The sequence below is a fragment of the Thalassospira tepidiphila MCCC 1A03514 genome (assembly GCF_001662875.1).
In the GTDB taxonomy this organism is placed as follows: domain Bacteria; phylum Pseudomonadota; class Alphaproteobacteria; order Rhodospirillales; family Thalassospiraceae; genus Thalassospira; species Thalassospira tepidiphila.
The window spans coordinates 373902-399414 of sequence record NZ_JPVZ01000001.1 but is presented as its reverse complement, the minus strand read 5'-3'; the positions used below and the strand labels follow the sequence as shown (position 1 = coordinate 399414).

The following is a 25513-nucleotide window of genomic DNA, read 5'->3' as shown; positions in this document are numbered from 1 at the left end:
GAAATGAAAAAGGCCCGGGAATGCCCGGGCCCTGATACGCATCAGTTGTTTCCCGGTCAGGAAAAATCGACCTTGAGAATTTCATAGCTTTTGGTGCCGCCGGGCACGGTGACTTCGACAGAGTCACCGACCGACTTGCCAATCAGCGCACGGCCGATTGGCGACGTGGTCGAGATACGACCAGCGTTGATGTCGGCTTCGATCGGGCCAACCACCTGATAGGTGGTTTCCTCGTCGGTGTCTTCGTCAACGAGCTGAACCTTGGCGCCGAATTTCACGACATCACCCGCAAGGGATTTGATGTCGATAACTTCGGAGCGGCTGAGCACGTCTTCGAGCTCGGCAATACGACCTTCGCAGAAACTTTGGCGTTCGCGTGCGGCATGGTATTCGGCATTTTCCGAAAGATCGCCATGCTCGCGGGCATCCGCGATGGCCTTGATGATTTCAAGGCGTTCGACGGACTTGCGATGCTTCAGTTCTTCTTCGAGACGCTGATGCCCCTGGGGGGTCATTGGTACTTTTTCCATCGCGCTCACAGCCTATTCTTATTAGCGGTCGATACTACAAAATCAACCGCCCGGCATCCCGCCGGGCGGTCTGAATTCTTCCGTCAGGTTCAGATTAAGAACCTTAGTACTTGTCCCCAAGATATTCCTGAACGGGACGGACTTCAAGTGCGCCGCGTTTCAGGTTGTCGATGGCGCGCAGGGTAGCGCGGGCACCGGCGACAGTGGTGTAGTACGGGATGTCATCGGTAAGCGCAGTACGGCGGATCGAGAAACTGTCGACCACGGCCTGCTTGCTTTCGGTGGTGTTGAACACCAGCTTGATATCGCCGTTCTTCATCATGTCCACGATATGGGGACGTCCTTCCTGTACCTTATTGACCGGGGTGACGTCTAGCCCTTCTTTTTCAAGAGCTTCTGCTGTGCCATGGGTCGCAACGATGCCAAAGCCAAGCGCAATGGCGTCGCGCGCCAGTTGAACAGCAGCCGGTTTGTCATAGTTTTTGACCGAGATGAAGATCTTGCCTTCAAGCGGAAGCGTATGGCCTGCTGCCATCTGTGCCTTGGCAAAGGCACGACCGAAATCGGTGTCCAGACCCATGACTTCACCGGTCGAACGCATTTCCGGGCCAAGCAAGGTATCAACGCCCGGGAAGCGGTTGAACGGAAGCACGGCTTCCTTGACCGCGATATGCTTGAACGGACCGTGATCAATTTCAAAGTCGCCGAGCTTTTCGCCGGCCATGATGCGCGCACCGATCTTGGCAATCGGGTTGCCGGTTGCCTTGGCAACGAACGGCACCGTACGGGAAGCACGTGGGTTTACTTCGATCAGATAGATGATGTCATCCTTGATCGCGAACTGAACGTTCATCAGGCCAATAACATCAAGCGCCTTGGCAAGCTGAACAGTCTGTTCCTTAAGGCGTTCGATCATCGTTTCATCAAGCGAGTAGGGCGGCAGGGAGCAGGCCGAATCCCCGGAATGGATACCGGCTTCTTCGATATGTTGCATGATGCCCGCAACAAAGACGTTCTCGCCATCAGATACCGCGTCAGCATCAATCTCGATCGCGTCTTGCAGGAAGCTGTCGATCAGAACCGGGCTTTTGCCAGATACCTGAACCGCTTCGTGCATGTAGCGCAGAAGGTCTTCGGTGGTGTGAACGATTTCCATCGCACGGCCACCCAGAACGTAGCTTGGGCGGATGACGATCGGATATCCGATGCCTTCGGCGATTTTGACGGCTTCGTCGACGGAACGCGCAATACCGTTTGCCGGCTGACGCAGGCCAAGCTTGTTGATCAGGGCCTGGAACCGGTCGCGGTCTTCGGCCAGATCGATGCTGTCCGGGCTGGTGCCGAGGATCGGAACGCCTGCCTTTTCAAGGGCCGCTGACAGTTTCAGCGGGGTCTGGCCACCATACTGAACAATCACGCCCAGCAGTTCGCCGTTGCTTTGTTCAAGCTGGCAAAGCTCGATCACGTCTTCGGCGGTCAGCGGTTCGAAATACAGACGGTCTGACGTGTCATAGTCGGTTGAAACCGTTTCCGGGTTGCAGTTGACCATGATCGCTTCGATGCCTGCTTCGCGCAGCGCATAGGCCGCGTGCACACAGCAGTAATCAAATTCGATACCCTGACCGATACGGTTCGGGCCACCACCAAGAATGATGACTTTCTTGCGATCCGTGACTTCTGCCTCGTTTTCCGGCTCAACGAAACCATCGCCTTCATACATGGAATACATGTACGAGGTGCGTGACGGGAATTCGGCCGCACAGGTATCAATGCGCTTGTAAACCGGGCGCAGGCCAAGGGCGTGACGATCCGCACGAACGGCGTCTTCGTCCTTGCCAGCCAGTTCGGCAAGACGAGCGTCCGAGAAGCCGAGCTTTTTGAGGCGCAGCAATTCCTGCTTGTCGGTCGGAATGCCGTTGGCACGAACTTTTTCTTCCTCGGCCACCAGCATTTCGATCTGCTTGAGGTACCAGGGGTCAAACTTGGTCGCACCCTGAATTTCCTTAAGCGTCAGGCCGTGACGGAAAGCCTGGGCCGCGTAGAGGATACGGAACGGGATCGGCTGGGTCAGCTTGGCACGAATTGCGGCCTTGTCCGGCGCACCTTCGATTTTGACTTCGTTCAGGCCGGTAAGCCCGGTCTCCATCGACCGCAGACCTTTCTGCAGGCTTTCGGCAAAGCAGCCACCGATGGACATCGCTTCGCCGACCGACTTCATGGCAGTGCCCAGAAGCGGTTTGGCACCCGGGAACTTTTCAAAGGTGAAGCGCGGGATCTTGGTGACGACATAGTCGATGGTTGGCTCGAACGAGGCCGGGGTGACGCCGGTGATATCGTTATCAAGTTCATCCAGAGTATACCCAACCGCAAGCTTGGCTGCGATCTTGGCAATCGGGAAGCCGGTTGCCTTGGATGCCAGAGCGGAAGAACGCGACACACGCGGGTTCATTTCAATCACGATCAGGCGACCGTCATCCGGGTTGACCGCGAACTGAACGTTCGAGCCGCCGGTATCAACACCAATCTCGCGCAGAACCGCCAGCGAGGCGTCGCGCATGATCTGGTATTCTTTATCGGTCAGGGTGAGCGCCGGGGCGACAGTGATTGAGTCGCCGGTATGGATGCCCATCGGATCGACGTTTTCGATCGAGCAGATGATGATGCAGTTATCCGCATTGTCGCGGACGACTTCCATTTCATACTCTTTCCAGCCGAGAATGGATTCTTCGATCAGCACTTCGTGGGTCGGCGAAATCGCCAGACCATTGCGCACGATCTGTTCGAACTCTTCACGGTTATAGGCAATGCCGCCGCCTTCACCGCCAAGGGTGAAGCTTGGGCGGATGATTGCCGGAAGGCCGGTGACTTCAAGTGCCTTGACCGCATCTTCGAAGGTGCGAACCATGGCCGAGCGCGCGCTTTCAAGGCCGATCTTGTCCATGGCTTCGCGGAACAGCTGGCGGTCTTCGGCCTTTTCGATGACGTGCTTTTTCGCACCGATCATCTCGACACCGTATTTTTCAAGCGTGCCGTCGTTAAACAGCGCAAGTGCGGTGTTCAGCGCCGTCTGACCACCCATGGTCGGCAGGATCGCGTCCGGGCGTTCCTTTTCGATGATCTTGGCAACCATGGCCGGTTTGATCGGCTCGATATAGGTCGCATCGGCCAGGTTCGGGTCGGTCATGATGGTCGCCGGGTTCGAGTTGACCAGAATGACGCGGTAGCCTTCTTCCTTGAGGGCCTTACAGGCCTGGGCACCGGAATAGTCAAACTCGCAAGCCTGACCAATAACAATCGGGCCGGCACCGATGATGAGGATTGATTTGATATCTGTACGTTTCGGCATGTCGTTTTCCGCTTTTCGCAAGGGCAGGCGCTATGGCTGCACCGCCTCGTTTAAGTCCGTTAATCGCGTAATCTCGGGCGTGTCCTGATCAGGGGATCAGGCTTTGGCGTCCTCGATCAGACCAACGAAACGTTTGAACAGGTAGTGGCTGTCATGCGGCCCCGGCGATGCTTCGGGGTGGTACTGAACAGCGAAGACCGGCTTGTCTTTCAGGCGCAGACCCGCAAGGGATCCATCAAACAGCGAGAAGTGTGTTGCTTCGACGTTTTCAGGCAGGCTGTCCTTGTCGACGACAAAGCCATGGTTCTGCGAAGTGATTTCAACAACACCCGTGGTCGTGTCCTTGACCGGATGGTTCGCACCACGATGGCCGACATCCATCTTCATGGTTTTCGCACCAAGGGCGAGCGCCATCATCTGATGACCAAGGCAAATCCCGAATACCGGCTTGCCGCTTTCGATCAGGGCTTTGATGGTCGGAACCGCATATTCACCGGTGGCGGCCGGATCGCCCGGACCGTTGGACAGGAAGATCCCATCCGGGTTCATCGCAAGGATTTCATCGGCCGAGGTGGTGGCCGGAACAACCGAGACCTTGCAATCAAGGCTTGCCAGGTTGCGCAGGATGTTGCGCTTTACGCCGTAATCAATGGCAACGACATGGTGCTTGGCATTGCCAACCTTGCCGTATCCGCCTTCGCGGGTCCAAAGCGCTTCGTCCCAGTCGTAACCGGTGGTGCAGCTGTTGTCCTTGGCAAGGTCCATGCCTTCAAGGCCCGGCCAGTCATTGGCCTTGGCGATCAGGGCTTCGATATCAAAACTGCCATCTTCGCTATGGCAGATCACACCGTTCGGCGCTCCTTCGGTCCGGATGCGTTTGGTCAGGCGGCGGGTATCCACACCGGCGATCCCGATCCGGCCATGTTCAGCCAGCCAGTCGTTGAAATGTTTCTGGGCGCGGTAGTTTGACGGCTCGGTAATGTCCTGGCGCAGGATGCAGCCAAGGGCGACCGGTTTGGCGTTTTCGATATCTTCGTCGTTGGTGCCGACATTGCCGATATGGGGGAAGGTAAAGGTGATCATCTGACCCGCATAGGAAGGATCGGTCATGATTTCCTGATAGCCCGTGATCGACGTGTTGAAGCAGACTTCACCAACGACCTCTCCTCGGGCCCCGACGCCGCGTCCCCAAAAAACTGAACCATCTGCGAGAACCAGAACGGCAGAAGCACCAGGGGGCGGGGTGTGCGTGGGCGCTGACATTGGCAAATGTCCTTTCGATCTTTCCACGGTGAAACACGGATTCTTTTTATATATAATAATTCTGCGCAGGCCGACAAAAACGGCTGCTGTTAACCTGCATACCGGCCATGCAGACGTGCCAAGTGGTTTCCAGCAAGGTATGCCGACAGCGCAAAAGCGTCAGCAAGGGTTGCGGAAAGCGGGGCAAAGCGTGATCCCGGCAGGCAAATTGGCGGATGTCTACGGGAGTCGCCATGGCATGTCAAGGACGCATCTTAACTTTTATTTTTCAAACAAAATCAATAACTTATGCGTTAACGTTTTCTTTGCGTCAAATGCCGTTTTGCGGTATGTTCGCTCCTTTCTTCCACAGAATCAGAGATGAGCCATGCTGCGATCGCAGCTTAACGACGCTTTGAAAAAGGCCGTCCTTGCCAAGGATGCCTGCTCCGTAACCACCGTGCGCCTTATTCTGGCGGCACTGAAAGAACGCGATATCGCCGCACGGAGCGACGGCAACACCGATGGCATTTCAGATGATGAAATCATCAATCTGCTTCAGGCGATGGTAAAACAGCGCCGCGAAAGCATTGAAATGTACACCAAGGGCAATCGCCCGGAACTGGCCGAACAGGAAGCCTCCGAGATCGAGGTCATCGAAAAGTTCCTGCCGGCCCAGCTGTCCGATGAAGAAATCGAAGACGCCGTGCGTGGCACTGTTTCGGAAATCGGTGCGACCTGTCTTAAGGATATGGGCCGCACCATGGCAGCCCTTCGTGAAAAATACAGCGGCACGATGGATTTCGGTAAAGCTGGCGGTGTTGCCAAAAAACTGTTGGGTTAATCGCAACAGCACACTGTAATTTGAAAGCCGGGCGTGTAAAATCGTCCGGCTTTCGTCGTCCCGGGACCGGACAATAATCACATCAATCAGGTCGACCGGGGCAGAGACCAATCAACAGAGTTGCAGCACAAAGCTGTGACATTACGGGAACGGGGCACACATGAGCTTTCCCCAGTCGTTTCTAGACGACCTGCGGGCGCGGGTGGGACTGGCGGATGTCGTCGGTACATCGGTGAAGCTGATCAAACGCGGCCGGGAATATTCCGGGCTGTGCCCGTTCCATTCTGAAAAATCCCCGTCCTTTACGGTCAACGAGCAAAAGGGTTTCTATCACTGCTTTGGTTGTGGCGCGCATGGCGATGTCATCAGCTTTGTGATGAATACTCGTGGCCTGACCTTTATCGAGGCGGTCGAGGTGCTGGCCAATCAGGTCGGCATGGAAGTCCCCAAACAGTCCCGCGAAGCCCAGGAACGCGAACAGAAGGCCAAAACCCTTTACGAGGTCATGGAAGCCGCCTGTGCGTTTTTCGAACGCATGTTGCGCATGCCCGAAGGCAAGGAAGGGCTTGATTACTTCCATCAGCGCGGGCTCGATGACAAAACGATATCCGACTTCCGGCTGGGTTATGCCCCGGATAGTCGCGGCGCGCTGAAGGCAGCGCTCAAGCGTGAAGATATTGACGAAAAACTGATGGTCGAGGCCGGGCTTCTGATCGAGCCCGAAGATGGCAACCGGCAAAGCTATGACCGCTTCAGAGGGCGGGTCATGTTCCCGATCCTGGATCGCCGTGGACGGGTGGTGGCCTTTGGCGGGCGCGTCATGGGCGATGGCAAGCCGAAATACCTTAACAGCCCGGATACGCCGCTGTTTCACAAGGGGCGGTTGCTTTATGGCTTGCCGCAGGCCCGTGAAGCATCGCAACAGGATGCGCCGATTATTGTTACCGAAGGCTATATGGATGTGATTGCCCTTCATCGTGCGGGCTTTCGCGGGGCGGTGGCGCCACTTGGCACCGCGGTGACCGAAGAACAGATTGGCGAACTCTGGAAAATGACCAACGAGCCGATCCTGTGTCTGGATGGCGATGTCGCCGGTAAGCGCGCAGCAGTGCGTGCCGCAGAACGCGCGCTGCCGATTTTGCGCCCGGGCAAGTCATTGCTGTTTTCGATCCTGCCCGAGGGCGAAGACCCTGATAGCCTGATGGCAGCCCCGGACGGCTTTAACAGTTTTCGCAAGATTATCGAACATGCCGTGCCGTTGGCCGAACTTGTCTGGCGCATGGATGCGGGCACACACAAGATTGACACCCCGGAACGTCGTGCAGCCCTTGAGGCGACGATAAATCAACGTATTTCCGTGATTGCCGATGAAGCGGTGCGGTCGCAATACAATTCGTTTTTCCGCGATCGTATCTGGAAGCTGTTCAAGGGTGATCGGGGCGGAAAGCCCGCAAACCGGTCGGGAATTTCGGGCAATTTCCAAAATAAAAAATCCGGATGGGGTGGCAAACGCGGAAAAAATGACCATTTCTGGGGTCCGGCCGGTAAAGCGGTTCCGGGCATGTCGCGACCGCCCATGCAAAAGAAGCGTGACCTGCAAGACTCCATTCTTTTGCTGACATTGATCAACCATCCTGCCTTGCACGATGAGATTGGTGAACAGCTGGGAATCTATAGTTGTGCAGACTCCGCGCTTGACAATCTTCGTCGGGCCGTCTTAAAGCTGCTTGACGATGATCCTGGACTTGATTGCGAAACGATCAAGGCCCAATTGGAGCGCGACGGGCTGTCAGAGACAGTTTTGCGGGTGGTTAGTGCCGACGTTATTGCGCACGCCGCTTTCGCCAAGCCCGAAACGCCGCTCGAACGGGCCCTGACGGGTTGGAAACAGGTTTTTTCCATGGCTGTAAGCTCCCTGGAGGACGAAGAGGCAAAATACGCCGTCCGACAGTTGGCAGCAGATACCAGCGAGGAGGAATGGGAAAGATTTTCTCACAGACGAGAGGATCTGGCCCGACGCCGGGAGAAAGTGTTTAAGCTCGACGACTGATCATTGATCACGTGTGTGGTCTGGATCAGCGATCGGGCTATTTGTGATTTGCGCTGAAAGACACGGCGCTTGGGACAACAACGGTACGAACGTACCCAGCGGGAAACGGGGAATAGATGTCGTCTAAGACTTCGAACGCTGAAGAGAAAAAGAACTCTTCTGAAAACGCAGACGGACCTCTTCTCGATACATATAAGTCGGCCATAAAAAAGCTCATTGCCAAGGGCAAGGAGAAGGGCCACATCTCGGTCGATGAGTTGAACGCGGCCCTGCCATCCGAGCATTTCTCCTCGGAGCAGATCGAAGACGTGATGAGCAATCTCAACGAGATGGGCATCAATGTCATCGATGGCGATGAAGCCGACGACAATGACGACAACGACGATTCCGATGCTGATCCGCGTGGCAACATCTCCGAAGATGATGTTGGCCGGACCGATGATCCGGTGCGCATGTATCTGCGCGAAATGGGCAGTGTTGAACTGCTGTCGCGCGAAGGCGAAATCGCCATTGCCAAACGTATCGAAGCCGGTCGCGACATGATGATTGGCGGGATTTGCGAAAGCCCGCTGACCATTCGTGCGATTGTGAACTGGCATGACCAGCTTCAGGCTGGCGAACTTTTGCTGCGTGACGTCATTGACCTTGAAACCACCTATGGCGGTGGCCCGGAAGCGGAAATTGCCGCGGCCGAAGGTGAAGACGAAGAAGATACCGACGTCGATGCAGAGGCAGATGTCGAAAGCTTCGAGTCGGCCAATGACGACGATGACGAAGAAGCCGAGACCGAAACCCCGGCCGGCCTCACCGATGAGGCCGAGGAAGACGAGGACGAAGAGGACGACGAGTCTGAAAAGTCCGACGACGAAGAGGGTGAGGCCACTGGCGAAGGCGATGATGATGACGACGATGACGAGAACGAGCAGGTCAACGTTTCGCTTTCCAAAATGGAAGAGGAACTGACCGAGCAGGTTCTCGAGAAGTTCGAACTGATCGCCAAGACCTATGAGAAATTGCACAAGGCGCAGGAACAGCGTCTGGTGGCAATGAACAAGGGTGAGGCCGTTCCGGCCGCAACTGAAAAGCGCTACAACAAGCTCAAGAACGAGATGGTTGACCTGATGGAAGATGTTCACCTGAACAACTTCCGCATTGAGGAACTTCTCGATCACCTGACCGGTTTGAACAACCGTCTGCTCGGCCTTGAAGGCAAACTTCTGCGCTTTGCGGATCGTTGCAAGATCAAACGCCCCGACTTCATCAAACAGTATCAGGGCCATGAACTTGACCCGAACTGGATGGAACGTGTTGGTGGTTTGCCGGGCAAGGGCTGGAAAACCTTTGTTGAACGCTATTCCGAAGAAATCGCCAACCTGCGCGAAGGCATTGGTGGTGTTTCGGCCGAGGTCGGTTTGCCGGTTGGCGAATTCCGCCGCGTTTACGGCGTGGTCAACAAGGGCGAACGCGAAGCCGGTCGTGCGAAAAAGGAAATGATCGAGGCCAACCTGCGTCTCGTGATCTCGATCGCCAAGAAATACACCAACCGTGGTCTTCAGTTCCTTGACCTGATTCAGGAAGGTAATATTGGCCTGATGAAGGCGGTGGACAAATTCGAATACCGCCGTGGCTACAAGTTCTCGACCTATGCGACCTGGTGGATCCGTCAGGCGATCACGCGTTCGATCGCCGATCAGGCGCGCACCATCCGTATTCCGGTTCACATGATAGAGACCATCAACAAGCTGGTGCGGACCTCGCGCCAGATGTTGCATGAAATCGGCCGTGAACCGACCCCGGAAGAGCTGGCAGAAAAACTGCAGATGCCGCTTGAAAAGGTCCGCAAGGTTCTGAAAATCGCCAAGGAGCCGATCTCGCTCGAAACCCCGATCGGGGACGAGGAAGACAGCCATCTTGGCGATTTCATCGAAGACAAGAACGCCGTTCAGCCGCTTGATGCTGCGATCCAGGCCAACCTGCGTGAAACCACCACGCGCGTTCTGGCATCGCTCACCCCGCGTGAAGAACGTGTTCTGCGTATGCGTTTCGGGATCGGCATGAACACCGACCACACCCTCGAAGAGGTTGGTCAGCAGTTCTCCGTGACCCGCGAACGTATCCGTCAGATCGAAGCAAAAGCGCTGCGCAAGCTCAAGCATCCGTCGCGCTCGCGCAAACTGCGTTCGTTCCTCGATTATTAAGAGATTACGCGACGTTCGGGCTTGACCTTGGCCGGAAAATCGCTAGTTTTCGGGACCGCACCGGACCACCGGTGCGGTCTTTTCTTTACCCGGACTTTTGTCTTGGGGGCCCGTAGCTCAATTGGTTAGAGCCGACCGCTCATAACGGTCTGGTTGGGGGTTCAAGTCCCTCCGGGCCTACCATTTTTTCTGAAAAATTTATGCGGCCTGAGCCCGACGCATATATGCGTCGGTGCAGCTATTTAATTGTCATAGTTCGGGTTAATGCGCGTGCTAGGCTGGCAGGGACAACGCACAATTCTCCTCAAGCCAATCAAAAAGATCGTTTTCTTTTGGAGGCAAGGCGATTTCCAGACCTCCGGCAAATTCCTTGAATGCTTCGAGGTTTAGTTGGTTCAGGCCGACCAATACCGTGATGTCTTTTACCAAAGCATCGGCAATGACATCCCGAAAACCGCGCCCTTCGGCCTCGTGCTTGCCGAATTTGTTGATAACGAGAACATCGGCACCTTTTTGAAGCTCCTGGGTGACGAAGCCAACGGCATCTTCCAGTGCACTTGTATCGAGGCGGCAGCCGCGTGAATGTTTTCCCAGTGCCTGAGAAATGCGAATAACCGGACCATCCGGCAGTACTTTGACATCCATATCGCACGGATCGTCCATTTCCCGTTCGGAGTTGATCTGGACTGTTCCGCAAACGCGCAAGCCCGTGTCCGAGAGGCGCCGGGCAACGCGCGACAAAAGCAGGTCTGTGTCACCTCTACCCGCTGCCATCGTGTATGCGATTTTCATCTTGGTATTCCTTGTTTCGTTTCGTCGGGGAATAGCTCACCTGAGTCAGGAAGCCCGTTCCTCGGAATTGGGAAGATCCGAGCGACGGATCGTGCATCCAAGGTCACGTAAAAGGCCGTCTTTCAGGCTATAAATCAGGCCGTGAATTTTGATTTCTGCGCCAGCGCGCCAGGCACGTCGCATGATCGGCGTTTCGGCCACCCGGCTGACACCCTCGATCACATTGAGCTCTGCGAGCCTGTCACGCCGAACCTCGATGTCACTGTGCTGGTCAAGTGCACGGGCGTGATAGCGGGCCTGACGACGGATCGGTTCAAGCCAGTGATCTGCCAAGCCATGGGGAAGGTCCTCGGTCGCAGCTTTCACTCCGCCACACCCGTAGTGACCGCAAACAATAATCTCGCGGATTTTCAGGGTTTCGACGGCAAACTCCAGCGCAGACAGAAGGTTCAGGTCTGATGAATGCACCACGTTTGCAACGTTGCGGTGAACAAAGACTTCCCCGGGATCAAGCCCGGCAACTACGTTGGCCGGTACCCGGCTGTCTGAACATCCGATCCAGAAAAACTCTGGCGCCTGATGACTTGCCAGTCTGGAAAAGTATCCGGGCTCTTCGTCTTGCCGAGATCGTGACCAGAGCCTGTTTCGTTCCAAAAGGTTTTCAAGCATGGAAACCTCACACCTTTTGTGGGTTATATGCGGTAAAACCGCGCGCTTAATTTGGTTTCGTATTGTTGGTCCCGCGTCCAAGGTCGGCTCCGGTGATGGAGGAGGACGCGATAAGGCCGTCGACAAACGCCTTTGCCTTGCGGGCCCACTGGGCTTTTTCCATCGCTTCTGAGATTTTTGGTTTCACGGTCTCGAACGGCAGTGGATGTCCCTCTGCCAGTGCATCTAGCCGGAGGACGTGATAGCCATATCTGCTCAGTACAGGCTCGGGCGCGATTTCGCCCTCAGAAAGCTGGCGAAGAGCGGCTTCAAATTCCGGAACCGTGTCGCCGGGGCGCAACTGACCAAGCGATCCGCCTGCTGAACGCGATCCACAGTCGCTTTGCGTGCGTGCAATCTTTTCGAACGTCTTGCCGTCTTTGCGAAGGTCGCTGAGGATATCGTTTGCCCGTCTGAGGGCCAGTTCTCTCTCCACGGCGTCATTCGGATCGCATTTGCAGAGAATGTGGGACACTTCCCACAACGGCATCGAGCGAAACCGTTCAGGATCCTTTTGCCATTCGGCACGAATGGCTTCTTCGCTTGGGGGAATGATATCGATCTCTGCTTCAAGCAATGCGCGGATCATGGCCTCTTCCCCGGTTTCAAACCGGTTTGGAGAGACTTCCTGCGGGACTGCTTCAATACCGTTTTTGCGCGCTTCCTGAAGCAACAGGGTACGGATGACCAGTGCATTTGCCGCATTCCGCAAAGCGTCGGCAAAATTGTCCTTTGACGCCGTGTGGTTTTGCAATTCCGCAGCAACCGCTGTTTGCGGAATGGTTTCGCCATTGATGACGAGATCGGGAAACATTTGCGTATTCATAGCGCTTTGTCCTTTGTTTTCAGGAGGTCGTCGGCGCAAGAATGCGCCGACTGTCCATTATCGATGTGACAAAGGTCTGGTGCGGCGTGACCGGACAATCTGATACCCCGGACGCAAGAAATACCGCACTGGAACTGACAGCATGTGCACGAGGCGCGTGAACGGGAACACCAGGAAAATCGTCAGGCCCAGAACCAGATGCAGTTTGAAGATCCAGGCCACATTGGTAATGTGGCTGGCAGCATCAGACTGGAAGGTGAAAATTCCTTGTGCCCAAGCCATGAACTTGGTCATTTCGTACCCGTCGAGATGTTCAAGCGACACAAAGATGGTGCCGATCCCCAGAACAAGCTGTGCCAGCAACAGGGCCAGAATGCCTATATCGGCAAAGCTTGACGTTTTGCGGATACGCGGATCGGTGATCCGGCGATGGAACAGCATCAGGCCACCAATCAGGGCCATGACACCGGCAATGCCACCGGCCACAACTGCCAGCGTCTGTTTGGCACCATGAGTGATCCCAAGGGCATCAAAAATCCAGATTGGCGTCAAAAGTCCGACCAGATGGCCAAAGAAAATGACCAGCACACCAACATGGAACAGAACGGAGCCCAGCATCAATTGCCGGCGACGCAGAAGCTGACTTGATGATGTTTTCCAGGTGAAGGGATCACGTTCATATCGGGCGATAGAGCCGATAATCAGGACCGATAGCGCGATATAGGGATAGATCCCGAAAAGGAAGTTATGCATTTGGGCCTCCTTTACTCTGCTGCTGCCGGCGGTACCGGTCCAGCGGGTTGATCAATACGCGACAGAATGTCACGCACCTGCGGGCAACCGGCATTCGGGTCCGGTCCGAACGTGACCTCGCTTTCCTCCCAGACTTCGTCGAGGGCCTCGAGGTCATTGGGGTCGTCTTCGGGTTGTTCAAGGAGTTCGGCAACGGCATTGGCGTCAGCCGTGACATTGGCCAGTTGCTGCAAGGCGGAAAACACCGCCTGATAGGGGCTTTCGCGATTTTCGAGACGGGCGCGGATTGCCTCAAAGATGTGTGCTGCGTCAGCCAATGTGTCCTGCACCTCTGCACGCGGCCGGGTTGACAGGAATTCCAGCAGCACAGGAAGATGGTCTGGAAGCTCCGTTGTTGCCGGTTCAAAGCCGCCAGCCCGATATGTTTCAAGCAGGCTGACCATGGCACCACCACGGTCGCGGCTTTCGCCGTGAACATGCTCGAACAGGTTAAGTGACAGGCTGCGCGAACGATCAAACAGCATGACGAAACGTTCCTGAAGATCGTAGATGTCATCGTTTGACATGGCCTCGACCAACGGTCGCAGATCGCGACGCGCCGCCGCTGTCAGGCGGGTGTCCGATGCCAGAACACCACCGATTTCAGGCATGGCTTCTTGCAGTTCTGTTGTCGGATAGCTCAGCAGAAGCGAGAACGATTTGAGTGTGCGGTCCATCAGCGTACCTCCTCTGGCATTTTCAGAGGCTTCTTGCTGCCACCAAACAGGGACCCCTGACTGATGCCCGAAGAACAACCGTTGCAGTTTGTGAACCCTTCGCCGCCACGCAGGTCATAGGCTTCCTCGACCTGTTCGCGATGGGTGGTCGGGATGACAAACCGGTCTTCGTAATCGGCAAGCGCCATGATTTTGTACATGTCCTCGATGGTTGCACCATCAAGACCGACGCGCTTGGCGACCGACTCATCAATGACACCATCGACGGTTTTCGACCGCATATAGGCCCGCATGGCCAACATCCGTTCGAGAGCATGTGCCACTGGCTCCTCGTCCCCTGCTGTCAGCATATTGGCAAGGTATTTCAAAGGAATGCGAAGGTTGCGGACATCGGGCATTGCCCCATCCATGCCGATTGCGCCGGCTTCGGCAGCATTCTGGATCGGGGAAAGTGGCGGGATATACCAAACCATCGGAAGGGTGCGGTATTCCGGATGCAGCGGGAAGGCAACTTTCCACTCCATCGCCATTTTCCAGATCGGGCTGTCCTGGGCTGCCTTGATCCAGTCTTCCGGAATGCCGTCGGCACGGGCCGCCGCGATAACTTCCGGATCTTTGGGATCAAGGAACACACCAAGCTGGGCATCATAAAGATCGGTGGTTTCTTCGGCATTGGCCGCTGCTTCGATCTTGTCGGCATCATAAAGCATGACACCGATATAGCGGATACGCCCGACACAGGTTTCCGAACAGACCGTCGGATTGCCTGATTCAATGCGCGGATAGCACAGCGTACATTTTTCCGATTTGCCCGTTGACCAGTTGTAATAAACCTTCTTGTACGGGCAGCCCGATACGCACATGCGCCATCCCCGGCATTTTTCCTGATCGATCAGGACAATGCCGTCTTCTTCACGCTTATAAATCGCCCCAGACGGGCAACTTGCAGCACATGCCGGGTTGAGGCAGTGTTCACACAGACGCGGCAAATACATCATGAATGTATTTTCGTATTCGCCGTAAATGTCTTTCTGGATGCCTTCGAAGTTGTAGTCTTCCGAGCGTTTCGAAAACTCACCGCCAAGAATTTCTTCCCAGTTCGGGCCTTTTTCGATTTTTTCCATCCGTTCGCCAGAAATGCGCGAACGCGGACGGGCCGTTGGAAAGGCTTTCACTTCCGGGGCAGATTTCAGGTGATCGTAATCGAAATCGAACGGTTCGTAATAGTCGTCGATTTCCGGTAGATCCGGGTTGGCAAAGATGTTTGCCAGGATCCGCCATTTCGATCCCTGTTTGGGCTGCAGCTTGCCAGACTTCGTGCGTTCCCAACCGCCATTCCAGCGGTTCTGGTTTTCCCAGTCGGTCGGATAGCCGGTGCCAGGTTTGGTTTCGACGTTGTTGAACCAGGCGTATTCAACACCATCACGGCTGGTCCAGACGTTTTTGCAGGTTACCGAACAGGTATGGCATCCAATGCATTTGTCGAGGTTCAGCACCATGCCGATTTGTGCGCGGACTCTCATTTCCCGACCTCCTTGTCGTTTGCTTCTTCGTCGAGCCAGTCGACCTTCTGCATTTTGCGGACAATGACGAACTCATCACGGTTGGCACCCACGGTTCCGTAGTAGTTGAAACCGTATGATTGCTGGGCATAGCCCCCAATCATGTGTGTGGGTTTAAGTGTCGTGCGGGTGACAGAGTTATGAATGCCGCCGCGTTTGCCGGTCTTTTCGGAGCCGGGCGTATTCACGATCTTTTCCTGCGCATGGTACATGAAGGTCGTACCATCCTTGATGCGCTGGGAAACGACTGCGCGGGCGGTCAGGGCACCGTTGGTGTTGTACAGTTCCACCCAGTCATTATCGACGATCCCGGCGCGTTTTGCATCGTTTTCGCTGATCCAGATCACCGGACCACCACGGTTAAGCGTCAGCATCAACAGGTTGTCGCTATAGGTCGAATGGATGCCCCATTTCTGGTGCGGTGTGATGAAGTTCAGCACCACATGGGGCATACCGTCGCGGGCTTCGTCGTTGATTTCCGTGGTAATGGTTTTGAGGTCAACCGGTGGACGATAGGAGACAAAGCCTTCGCCAAAGGCCCGCATCCACAGGTGATCCTGATAAAGTTGCTGACGTCCGGTAAGGGTCCGCCACGGGATCAGCTCGTGAACGTTGGTATAGCCCGCGTTGTAACAGACATGCTCGGACTCAAGGCCCGACCAGGTCGGCGAAGAAATGATCTTGCGCGGTTGGGCGGCAATGTCGCGGAAGCGGATTTTTTCATCTTCCTTGGGAAGGGCAAGATGGGTGTGTTCCCGTCCTGTGATCTTGCCAAGTGCATCCCAGGCCTTGACCGCAACCTCACCATTGGTTTCCGGTGCCAGCATCAGAACCACTTCGGTGGCATCGATATCGGTATCGATCTTCGCACAGCCTTTGGCAGATCCTTCCTGCCACACGCCGTTCAAATCACGAAGATGCTGAACCTCGACCTCGGTCTTCCAGTTGATCCCCTTGCCGCCATTGCCGAGCTTGTCAAGCAACGGGCCAAGTGCGGTAAAGCGATCATGGATTGCGGTGTAATCGCGCTCGACGGCGATATAGTTTGGCGCAGTCTTGCCGGGAATAAGTTCGCATTCACCCTTCTTCCAGTCTCTGACCTGATCCTGGGCGAGTTCGCCCGGGGTGTCATGAAGGATTGGCAGGGCGACAATGTCGGTTTCCTTGCCAAGATATCCCGGAACGATTTCCTGGAATTTCTTGGCAATAGCCTTGAAGATTTCCCAATCAGATTTGCTTTCATAGGCCGGGTTGACGGCCGCCTGAAGCGGGTGGATGAACGGGTGCATGTCTGACGTATTCAGATCGTTCTTTTCATACCAGCTTGCAGTTGGCAGAACGACATCGGAATAGACTGCGGTGGTGCTCATCCGGAAATCAATGCAGACCAGAAGATCAAGTTTTCCACGCGGGCCTTCTTCATGCCATTTGGCTTCCTTGGACAATTGATGGCCTTCTTCGCCCAAATCCTTGCCCATGACACCATGATCGGTGCCAAGAAGGTGTTTGAGGAAATATTCGTGGCCCTTGCCCGAAGACCCCAACAAGTTGGAACGCCAGACAAACAGGTTGCGTGGCCAGTTCTTTGGATCATCCGGATCTTCACAGGACATTTCCAGTTCGCCAGATGTCAATTTTTCGGCGACATATGCCGGAATTTCCTTGCCGGCTTCTTTGGCGGCCTTTGCTACATCCAGTGGATTGGTCTTGAGCTGTGGGGCTGATGGCAACCAGCCCATCCGTTCGGCACGGATATTGTAGTCGATCATTGAGACGTCCCAGTCGCCATCCGGGGCGGTCGGAGACAGGATTTCTTTGGCCGTCAGCGTCTCATAACGCCACTGATCGGTATGGGCATACCAGGCACTGGTCGAATTCATGTGCCGAGGCGGGCGTCCCCAATCAAGAGCGAACGCCAGTGGTTGCCAGCCAGTTTGCGGACGGAGTTTTTCCTGCCCGACATAATGGGCCCAACCGCCACCCGATTGGCCAACACAGCCGCACATGACCAGCATGTTGATGACACCACGGTAGTTCATGTCCATGTGGTACCAGTGGTTCATAGCAGCGCCGATAATGACCATTGATTTGCCTTTGGTCTTTTCGGCATTTCCGGCAAATTCCCGGGCGACATGAATGATCTTGTCGGCGGGAACACCCGTAATCTTCTCCGCCCATGCCGGGGTTCCAGGCATGCCGTCGGCATAGTCACTGGTGACCCAGTCACCACCCAGCCCGCGATCAAGGCCATAGTTTGCACAGAACAGGTCAAATACGGTCGCGACCAAGACCTCGCCATCGGCGGTCTTGATGCGTTTGACCGGAATGTTGCGGTTCAGGACATTGGGATGCTGGGCATCGGTTGCGAAATGCTCCGAGGTGTCGCCGCCGAAATACGGGAAGTCGACACCGACAATCTCATCATGATCTTCTTCAAGAATCAGCGACGTCTTGAGATTGGTATCTGCACCGGCGGCTCTTTCTTCCAGGTTCCATTCACCAGCTTCCCCCCAGCGATAGCCAATCGACCCGTTCGGAGCAACAAGGCTGCCGGAGTTGTCGTCAATCGCAACGGTTTTCCAGTCGGGATTGTTGTCCTCACCCAGTTTGTCACTCAGGTCAGAGGCACGCAGGAACCGGCCCGGAATAAGCGAGCCATTCTTTTCATCGAGTTTTACCAGCATCGGGAAGTCCGAATATTTGCGGCAATACTCTTCGAAATATTCGGTCTGACGGTCGAGATGGAATTCCCGCAGGATCACATGGCCAAACGCCAATGCCAATGCGGCATCCGTACCCTGTTTAACATTGAGCCAGACATCGCCGAACTTTGCGGCTTCGGAATAATCCGGGCAAATAACCGCTGATTTGGTTCCGCGATACCGGGCCTCGGTATAGAAATGCGCATCCGGTGTTCTGGTTTGCGGTACGTTCGATCCCCAAAGAATGAGATATCCGGCATTGTACCAGTCTGCGGATTCCGGAACGTCGGTCTGTTCGCCCCAGGTCATCGGCGATGCCGGTGGCAAATCGCAATACCAGTCATAGAATGACATGCACACACCGCCAAGAAGGCTGAGATAGCGTGAACCCGCTGCATAACTGATCATCGACATCGCCGGAATGGGCGAGAAACCAAACACACGGTCAGGACCATATGTTTTCGCCGTAAAGGCGTTTGCAGCCGCAACCAGTTCGGTTGCCTCATCCCAGGTCGCACGAACAAACCCGCCTTTGCCGCGACTTGCAACATAACTTTCCCGAAGAACGGGATCGTTTTGAATGGCTGTCCATGCCTCGATCGGGTTCATTGTGGAACGCATCCGGCGCCAAAGCTTCAAAAGCTTGCCACGGATCAGCGGGTTTTTGACGCGGTTGGCAGAATAGAGATACCAGCTATAGCTTGCCCCACGTGCACAGCCGCGCGGTTCATGGTTTGGCAGTCCGGCACGGGTGCGCGGGTAATCGGTCTGCTGGGTTTCCCAGGTGACGATCCCGGATTTCACATAGATTTTCCAACTGCAAGAACCGGTACAGTTCACACCGTGTGTCGAACGAACGATTTTGTCGTGGCGCCAGCGGTTACGATAGGTATCTTCCCAGTCGCGATTTTCCCGGGTGACCTGACCGTGGTCGTTTGAGAACCTCTCCAATTCCTTATTCTGGAAGAAGTTCAGTCTGTCTAACAGGTGACTCATGGCGTTTCTCCTGAAGGCTGCGGGCCCTGCCCAAACCGGTTAGGTCGGGCAGGGACAATTTTGGGTGATCAACACGAAACCGGTGCGTTCTTGCGGCTGTAGTAGAACCAGGTGATCGCAAGGCAGACCGCGTAGAAGACGGCAAAGCACCAAAGCGCACCTGCGGGGCCACCGGTCAGCGCGATGGAGGTGCCATAGGCTTTGGGAATGAAGAATGCGCCGTAGGCTGCAATCGCACTGGTAAAGGCGATGATCGCGGAACTTTCGAGTTCCGACTGTTTGAGCTGGGTGGCCTGATCGGCATCGGGCATCAGGCGCGGGATTTCCTGACGCATGATCGACGGGATCATCTGGAAGGTTGATGCGTTACCGACACCGGTCAGGAAGAACAGAGCCATAAAGCAGGCAAAGAAGCCCCAGAAATGGCCGCTCGTTCCGCCAAGCGGAAGGAATTGAAGGACGCCGACAACGGCAATAATCATGCCGATAAAGGTCCAGAATGTTACCCGACCGCCACCAAGCTTGTCAGAAATCCATCCCGTGCCTGCACGGCTCAGCGCACCAACCAGCGGACCAAGAAACGCATATTGCAATGCATCGACTTCCGGAAACTGGGTTTTCATCAGCAGCGGGAAGCCAGCGGAATAGCCGATAAAACTGCCAAATGTGCCGGTATAGAGGATGCACATGATCCAGTTGTGTTTGCGGCTAAAGATGATCGACTGTTTTTTGAAGCTGGCTTTGGCATCCGCGATGCTGTTCATGCCAAACCAGGCAGCAATGGTCGAAACCACGATGAACGGCACCCAGATGAAACCGGCATTCTGCAAGAAGATTTCGCCGCCACCTGCAACACTTTGGGCTGCGCCACCAAAGGCGCCGAACACACCGGCCGTGATCACAAGCGGGACCACAAACTGCATGACCGAAACACCAAGGTTGCCAAGTCCGGCATTCAGGGCCAGGGCGTTGCCCTTTGTTCTTTTCGGATAGAAATAGGCGATGTTTGCCATCGATGAGGCAAAGTTGCCGCCCCCGAACCCGCACAACAGTGCAAGAATAAGGAACCAGCTGTAGGACGTATTGGGATCCTGTACAGCAAAGCCGATCCCAAGGGCTGGCAGCAACAGGGATGCTGTGCTCAGCGTTGTCCAGACGCGGCCACCAAAGATTGGCACCATAAAGCTATAGAAAATACGAAGCGTTGCCCCCGACAAACCGGGCAGTGCGGCCAGCCAGAAAAGTTGGCCGGTGGAGTAGGTGAAGCCAATGCCCGGCAGCTTTGCGACAACAACCGACCAAACCATCCAGACCGAAAACGCCAACAAAAGGCAGGGAATGGAGATCCAGAGATTGCGGGTGGCGATTGCACTGCCTTTGCTTGACCAGAACTCTGTATCTTCTGGCCGCCAATCGGTCAGGACAGCGCCTTTTTGACCATTGTCTGCGTGCGTGATTTCCAAGGGAACCTCCCGATGAAACTGTTGGAGAGGCAGAGCGCAATCTGCGCTCTGCCGGTTTGTCTTACTGAGCAGGTTTGGTGGTAACGCCCGATGGTTTGCCAGTGGCAGGTGCCGGTTTCTCCAGCGGTTTGTCGGGCACATCTGAAAGGTATTTTTCGTCTGCCAGTGCCGGATGACGCGAACGTTCCATGCGGCGGATCACGACATGCATCCAGATCGTGGACACCGCGACCAGCACGAACAGCAGCATGAATGGCGCGGTCCAGACATTGGTCAGATCAAGAAGCACTCCGAAGGCGATTGGCAGGAAGAAACCGCCAAGGCCACCGATCATGCCAACCAGACCACCAACCGATCCGACGTGATGTGGGTAGTAAACCGGGATGTGTTTGTAGACTGCCGCTTTGCCCAGGCTCATGACAAAGCCGAGAACGACTGTCAGGGCGACAAACATGCCAACCGAAACACCGAAATCAAACTCGATGGGGCCGTTGATGCCCGAAACCAGATAGGTCGTTTGCGGGTAACTCATGATGAACAGAACGACCAGGGAGACGATGAAGGTCAAATACATGACCGCACGTGCACCCCATTTGTCCGACATCCAGCCACCCAGTGCCCGAAAGACCGAGCCGGGTAGAGAATAAAGTCCGGCAAAGACGCCCGCCGTCGTTAGTTCCAGCCCATAGGCGCCGACATAGTAGCGCGGCAAAAAGCTTGCCAGCGCGACAAAGGCACCAAAGACAAAGAAGTAATAGGTGGCAAAACGCCAGACCTGCATGTTCTTAAGGGGCTCAAGCTGTGAGCTGGCCGATACCGGGCCTTCGCCAGATTCCTTGCGCGCTTGCTGGACCGGGTCGGTTTTTGCCAGCAAGAAAAACAGTACGGCTGTGATGACAAGGACGACGGCGTAAACGCGGGCCGTCCCCTCCCAACCAAGGGCGACTACCAGAAATGGGGCGGCAAAGTTCGTTACAGCCGCGCCAACGTTACCGGCGCCAAAAATCCCCAGCGCAGTGCCCTGACGTTCCTTTTCGAACCAGCGCGACGTATAGGCGACACCAACGATAAAGGACCCACCAGCAAGGCCAAGACCAAGGGCGGCAACAAGAAAGATTTCATAGCTGTGGACGGACGTCAGGAGCCAGACACAGACGGCTGTAATCAGCATCTGCAGTGGGAACATAACCCGACCGCCAAATTGCTCTGTCCATACGCCAAGGAAGATACGGCTGACCGAGCCGGTTAGAACCGGTGTCGCGACCAACAGCCCGAATTGTGTATCACTCAGGCCGAGTTCCTGTTTGATCTTCACCCCGATAATGGAAAAGATCGTCCAAACCGCAAAGCATACCGTGAAGGCGAAAGTACTCAGTCCCAGAGCACGGTATTGGTCTGTTTGTGAAACCCCTTTTAACGTATGCATGGCAATTCCCCTCGAGCATCTGTCGTTACATTGGAGCGTGTCCGAATGGCCTGATCATTGTTTGAGGGGACCCTCCTCAGGGTTGATCTAAATCAGAAAACGTGGAACGCTTCGGTGAAATAAACAGCCACGCCAAGTATGTGGTCCGGCGGTTTGCCGAACCTCAATACACAGAGAGAGCAAGAGCAAATGCCCGCTTGATAAATATCAAGTAAGCAGCAGGCACGTTTCTGCGCAGGGTTATAAGTGAGGAAAAAATGTCCGATTCGACCTTCCCGGAGGTGCGCAGTCTGGATCTCTTCGCTGATATGAGCGACGAGAACTATGCCAAGCTCATGCGCGGCGCTTATTTGCAAACATTTCCACCGCATGTTGACCTGATAGGTGAAGGTGAAGGTGCTGATTTCCTTCATGTTTTGGTCTCAGGCGCGGTGGATCTGTTTTCGCGTTGGAATAACCGGGAAACGAGTGTCATGATCGTCAAGCCGGTTTCAACTTTCATTCTTGCCGCTACCATTCGCGATGCTCGCTATTTGATGTCGGCCAGAACAATGGAGAAAAGCCGGATTGTCATGATCCCCAGTCAGGATGTCCGGGCGATCTTTGACCTTGATGCAGGCTTTGCTCGTGCGGTTGTCGTCGAATTGGCCGCCTGTTATCGTTCAGTGATCAAGACCACCAAGAACCTGAAGTTGCGCACAGCCCTCGAACGTCTGGCGAACTATTTGCTGTCCCGACATCGGGCCTATGGTGCCCCGGCGAGTTTCGATCTTGATCTGGAAAAACGGCAACTTGCGTCGGTTTTAGGGATGACACCCGAAAATCTCAGCCGCGCGTTCAAGGCACTTCAGGCATATGGGGTCGCGGTTAACGGAGAAAAAATAGAGATAACTAACCCCGCCCTTCTTCAGAAATTTGCCAAGCCGACATCTCTGATTGACGATGATCAAACGTAAGGAGAGAGCCTATGGTTAAATCTATGCCCGGTGCTGCCGGAACACTGGCGGACCAGTATCCCGATATCTGGAAGGCTTATGCAGAACTTGGTAAGGCAGCTGCAGAGGCAGGACCTTTGACGGATCGGGAACGCCGCCTTGTAAAGCTTGCGCTTGCAATCGGTATTGGTTCTGAAGGAGCGGTACATTCACACACCCGGCGTGCCAAGGCCGAAGGTATCGCACAGGAAGATCTGTTACATATTGCGATGTTGTCTATCGGCCCTCTTGGTTTGCCGCGTGCGGTTGCCGCGAAAACCTGGATTGAGGACATCTAGTGCCCTTCCCGACATGGTTCCATTCGGGCACTTCCAGTTGATCATTGTCAAGGGTGCCTAACATCGCAGTGTTAAGCTGCTTGGTGTTCACAATGTAATGTCATGCTAACTCCCCGAATTGTGAATGTATTGAAGGGCTGCGATCGGTCAGATTGCAGCCCTTTCTTTCATGGTGGGTTCTGGCGTGGTTCTTATTCTGCCTGCCGCGCACGCGTCTGACGAAACTCGGCCCCAGGGGCTTCGTGCAAGAAGCCGTTGGCAAAGTTCATCGGGAAACGCATTTCCTTCAGGCGGTGCCTGAGTTCTTCCGGATCGGTTTTACGCGCGAGAACTTGACGATAGAGACCCGAAACCCTTGTCATGTCCAGACTATGTGGCGACAGGCGGAACGCTGTCACACCGGCGGTTTGCATCTGTGCGATATTGTCCGCCATTTCAACATAGTGGCTGGACAGGGTTTGCAACCCGTTGACCGCCAGAAACGGCGTATCGTCGAGTGTTTCGACATCCATGCCATCAAGGTGGTCCCCGCAAACGTACCGGCAGCCATCCTTGTGCAGGCCTTGCGCCCGTGCTGAATAGCAGCGGGCCGAAATGGCCAAAGGCATACGACCAAATACCTGTACCTCAATCTCGGCCGCGGTCTGCGCGCCACATAATGCTGCGATCGAGGACATCGGTAATTCCCATGGCAGGGCGATCCGTTTAGCGCCTTTTTCGGCAAAGTAGGACAGCGTCCCTTCATTATAGGTGTTGATGTAGGGACCAATCATGTGCGGCTGACCTGCGAGCAAACGCACAACGGAAATATCGTTGGCCTCAATCATAATGTCGGGCATCTGCGCGATGTCGCGTATTTGATTAACTTCGCGCTCATTCATCACCAGTGCGAGTGTAGAGAGAACAACTTCCTTGCCGCTGCGCTGAAGTCGTTCGATAACGCTTGGGAGGTGCTTGTCAAAGAAGGGCATCCGTTTCGCGCAGACAACTTCGCCAACATGGACGGTATCGACGTCGGTTTCATCTGCAATGCGGCTGTAGAAATCCTTTTTGCGGTCCTCGTCCCAGTGAAAAAGAACCGGGCCCATAACAAGTCGCGATCTTTTCATTGCCAGCTTCTCCGGTATGCACCTGTGGTATCGCTTTGACCTTCACTCAGCGTGCTGAGTTTTGATCGCGCGTCGCGTCGTCCCTCGGCGATCTTGTCCAGTGATGTTCGAAATGCGCCAACCACCTGCGATATATAGGCCTTCCCGCGTTGCCGCCCTTCGATCTTGAGCGCGGAAACGCCTGCATCTGCCAGTTCCGGCAGCATGGCGGTGACATCAAGGCTGGTGGGTTCTTCAAACAGATAGCCGGATTTGTCCATGGCACGAAACCGGCCCTTGCACAGCGTCGGATAGCCGACCTTTTCATCGCTGTCATAGATGTTGATGGTGAAATTCCCCAGTCGGGAAACTGTCGTGTCGCCGCGTTCTTCATAGTGAACATGTGCTGCCGGCGAACAGACGCCGTTCATATTCGGACTTTCGCCCGTCGCGTATGAAGACAGTGAACAACGGCCTTCGGCCATCACGCACATCCCGCCAAATGCGAATACTTCTGTTTCGACCTGTATGCGTTGATTAAGCGTGCGGATCTCATCAAGCGACAGAACACGGGGCAGTACAACACGGCGCACACCGAATTCCTGATGATAAAATCGAATGGCTTCTTCGTTCGAGGCCGACGCCTGTACGGATAAATGCAAACGTGCGTCAGGATGATGATCGCGCGCATATCGCAGCAAACCGATATCAGCAAGGATGATGGCATCGACACCAATTGCCACGGCATCATCAACTGCCTTATGCCAGATTTCTTCAGCCCCGGCTTGCGGATAGGTATTGCAGGCAAGATAGACATGAACTCCGTGCTTGTGCGCATGTTTGACGGCATCGCGCAACTCGGCACGTGAAAAGTTCAATCCCGGAAAGTTTCGGGCATTCGTTGCGTCCCGAAAACCGCAATATACAACATCAGCACCCGCCGCAACGGCGGCATGCAGGCTGGCAGGTGTTCCTGCAGGACAAACGAGTTCCATATT

General features: G+C 55.0%; 19 protein-coding genes and 1 tRNA gene. 6 read left to right on the top strand and 14 right to left on the bottom strand.

The features are described 5' to 3' along the window. Positions 1-56: 56 nt before the first annotated feature. From greA to carA, 3 genes are all read right to left on the bottom strand, one after another. The gene (gene greA, locus TH4_RS01740) at positions 57-530 is read right to left on the bottom strand and encodes a transcription elongation factor GreA (RefSeq protein ID WP_008889520.1); all 474 of its coding nucleotides are present in this window, start codon (positions 528-530) and stop codon (positions 57-59) included. 103 nt (positions 531-633) lie between these two features. Next, on the bottom strand, positions 634-3876 hold the full coding sequence (carB, locus tag TH4_RS01735) for a carbamoyl-phosphate synthase large subunit (RefSeq protein ID WP_063088743.1): 3243 nt from the start codon (positions 3874-3876) through the stop codon (positions 634-636). A 96-nt stretch (positions 3877-3972) separates the two neighbouring features. Further along, positions 3973-5139, bottom strand: a complete 1167-nt coding sequence (gene carA, locus TH4_RS01730; RefSeq protein WP_064779682.1) for a glutamine-hydrolyzing carbamoyl-phosphate synthase small subunit — start codon at positions 5137-5139, stop codon at positions 3973-3975. Between the two features lie 367 nt (positions 5140-5506). Here carA and TH4_RS01725 point away from each other — a divergent pair, with 367 nt between their 5' ends. The 4 genes from TH4_RS01725 to TH4_RS01710 all read left to right on the top strand — a co-directional run bounded on the left by TH4_RS01725 (position 5507) and on the right by TH4_RS01710 (position 10393). Further along, positions 5507-5962, top strand: a complete 456-nt coding sequence (locus TH4_RS01725; RefSeq protein ID WP_008889523.1) for a GatB/YqeY domain-containing protein — start codon at positions 5507-5509, stop codon at positions 5960-5962. Positions 5963-6122: 160 nt separating this feature from the next. Continuing rightward, positions 6123-8012 (top strand): DNA primase, encoded by a 1890-nt coding sequence (gene dnaG / locus TH4_RS01720; RefSeq protein ID WP_064779681.1) that lies wholly within the window; start codon positions 6123-6125, stop codon positions 8010-8012. A 116-nt stretch (positions 8013-8128) separates the two neighbouring features. Further along, on the top strand, positions 8129-10210 hold the full coding sequence (gene rpoD / locus TH4_RS01715) for an RNA polymerase sigma factor RpoD (protein WP_064779680.1): 2082 nt from the start codon (positions 8129-8131) through the stop codon (positions 10208-10210). Positions 10211-10316: 106 nt separating this feature from the next. Next, positions 10317-10393 (top strand) — tRNA-Ile (locus tag TH4_RS01710). Between the two features lie 90 nt (positions 10394-10483). Here TH4_RS01710 and TH4_RS01705 read toward each other — a convergent pair. The 9 genes from TH4_RS01705 to TH4_RS01665 all read right to left on the bottom strand — a co-directional run bounded on the left by TH4_RS01705 (position 10484) and on the right by TH4_RS01665 (position 22154). Further along, entirely contained in the window at positions 10484-11002 is a 519-nt protein-coding gene (locus tag TH4_RS01705) for a DUF2478 domain-containing protein (protein WP_064779679.1), read from the bottom strand. Between the two features lie 45 nt (positions 11003-11047). Then, positions 11048-11671, bottom strand: coding sequence for a carbonic anhydrase (locus TH4_RS01700; RefSeq protein ID WP_064779678.1), 624 nt, complete (start codon positions 11669-11671; stop codon positions 11048-11050). Between the two features lie 46 nt (positions 11672-11717). Beyond that, the gene (locus tag TH4_RS01695) at positions 11718-12536 is read right to left on the bottom strand and encodes a peptidylprolyl isomerase (protein WP_064779677.1); all 819 of its coding nucleotides are present in this window, start codon (positions 12534-12536) and stop codon (positions 11718-11720) included. A gap of 57 nt (positions 12537-12593) precedes the next feature. Then, the gene (gene narI, locus TH4_RS01690; RefSeq protein ID WP_064779676.1) at positions 12594-13289 is read right to left on the bottom strand and encodes a respiratory nitrate reductase subunit gamma; all 696 of its coding nucleotides are present in this window, start codon (positions 13287-13289) and stop codon (positions 12594-12596) included. A gap of 11 nt (positions 13290-13300) precedes the next feature. Then, complete coding sequence (gene narJ, locus TH4_RS01685) at positions 13301-14005, bottom strand: nitrate reductase molybdenum cofactor assembly chaperone (protein ID WP_064779675.1); 705 nt, start codon at positions 14003-14005, stop codon at positions 13301-13303. Continuing rightward, positions 14005-15528, bottom strand: a complete 1524-nt coding sequence (gene narH, locus TH4_RS01680) for a nitrate reductase subunit beta (RefSeq protein WP_064779674.1) — start codon at positions 15526-15528, stop codon at positions 14005-14007. Before narH ends, narJ begins: the two co-directional genes overlap by 1 nt. Next, positions 15525-19265: a nitrate reductase subunit alpha gene (locus TH4_RS01675; RefSeq protein WP_064779673.1), complete on the bottom strand. Its 3741-nt coding sequence runs from the start codon at positions 19263-19265 to the stop codon at positions 15525-15527. Before TH4_RS01675 ends, narH begins: the two co-directional genes overlap by 4 nt. Positions 19266-19333: 68 nt before the next feature. Beyond that, on the bottom strand, positions 19334-20728 hold the full coding sequence (locus TH4_RS01670) for a NarK family nitrate/nitrite MFS transporter (protein WP_245229948.1): 1395 nt from the start codon (positions 20726-20728) through the stop codon (positions 19334-19336). 61 nt (positions 20729-20789) lie between these two features. Beyond that, a complete protein-coding gene (locus TH4_RS01665) occupies positions 20790-22154 on the bottom strand; it encodes an MFS transporter (RefSeq protein ID WP_063088761.1) in 1365 nt (454 codons plus the stop codon). Between the two features lie 257 nt (positions 22155-22411). Between TH4_RS01665 and TH4_RS01660 the strand changes: the two genes are divergently transcribed. Both TH4_RS01660 and TH4_RS01655 read left to right on the top strand, forming a co-directional pair. Continuing rightward, the gene (locus TH4_RS01660) at positions 22412-23110 is read left to right on the top strand and encodes a helix-turn-helix domain-containing protein (RefSeq protein WP_063089020.1); all 699 of its coding nucleotides are present in this window, start codon (positions 22412-22414) and stop codon (positions 23108-23110) included. A gap of 11 nt (positions 23111-23121) precedes the next feature. After that, positions 23122-23427 (top strand): carboxymuconolactone decarboxylase family protein, encoded by a 306-nt coding sequence (locus tag TH4_RS01655; protein ID WP_064779672.1) that lies wholly within the window; start codon positions 23122-23124, stop codon positions 23425-23427. A gap of 191 nt (positions 23428-23618) precedes the next feature. Here TH4_RS01655 and ubiV read toward each other — a convergent pair whose 3' ends face one another. Both ubiV and ubiU read right to left on the bottom strand, forming a co-directional pair. After that, a complete protein-coding gene (gene ubiV / locus TH4_RS01650) occupies positions 23619-24536 on the bottom strand; it encodes a ubiquinone anaerobic biosynthesis protein UbiV (RefSeq protein ID WP_064779671.1) in 918 nt (305 codons plus the stop codon). Further along, positions 24533-25510, bottom strand: coding sequence for a ubiquinone anaerobic biosynthesis protein UbiU (gene ubiU, locus TH4_RS01645; protein ID WP_064779670.1), 978 nt, complete (start codon positions 25508-25510; stop codon positions 24533-24535). Before ubiU ends, ubiV begins: the two co-directional genes overlap by 4 nt. Positions 25511-25513 lie beyond the last annotated feature (3 nt).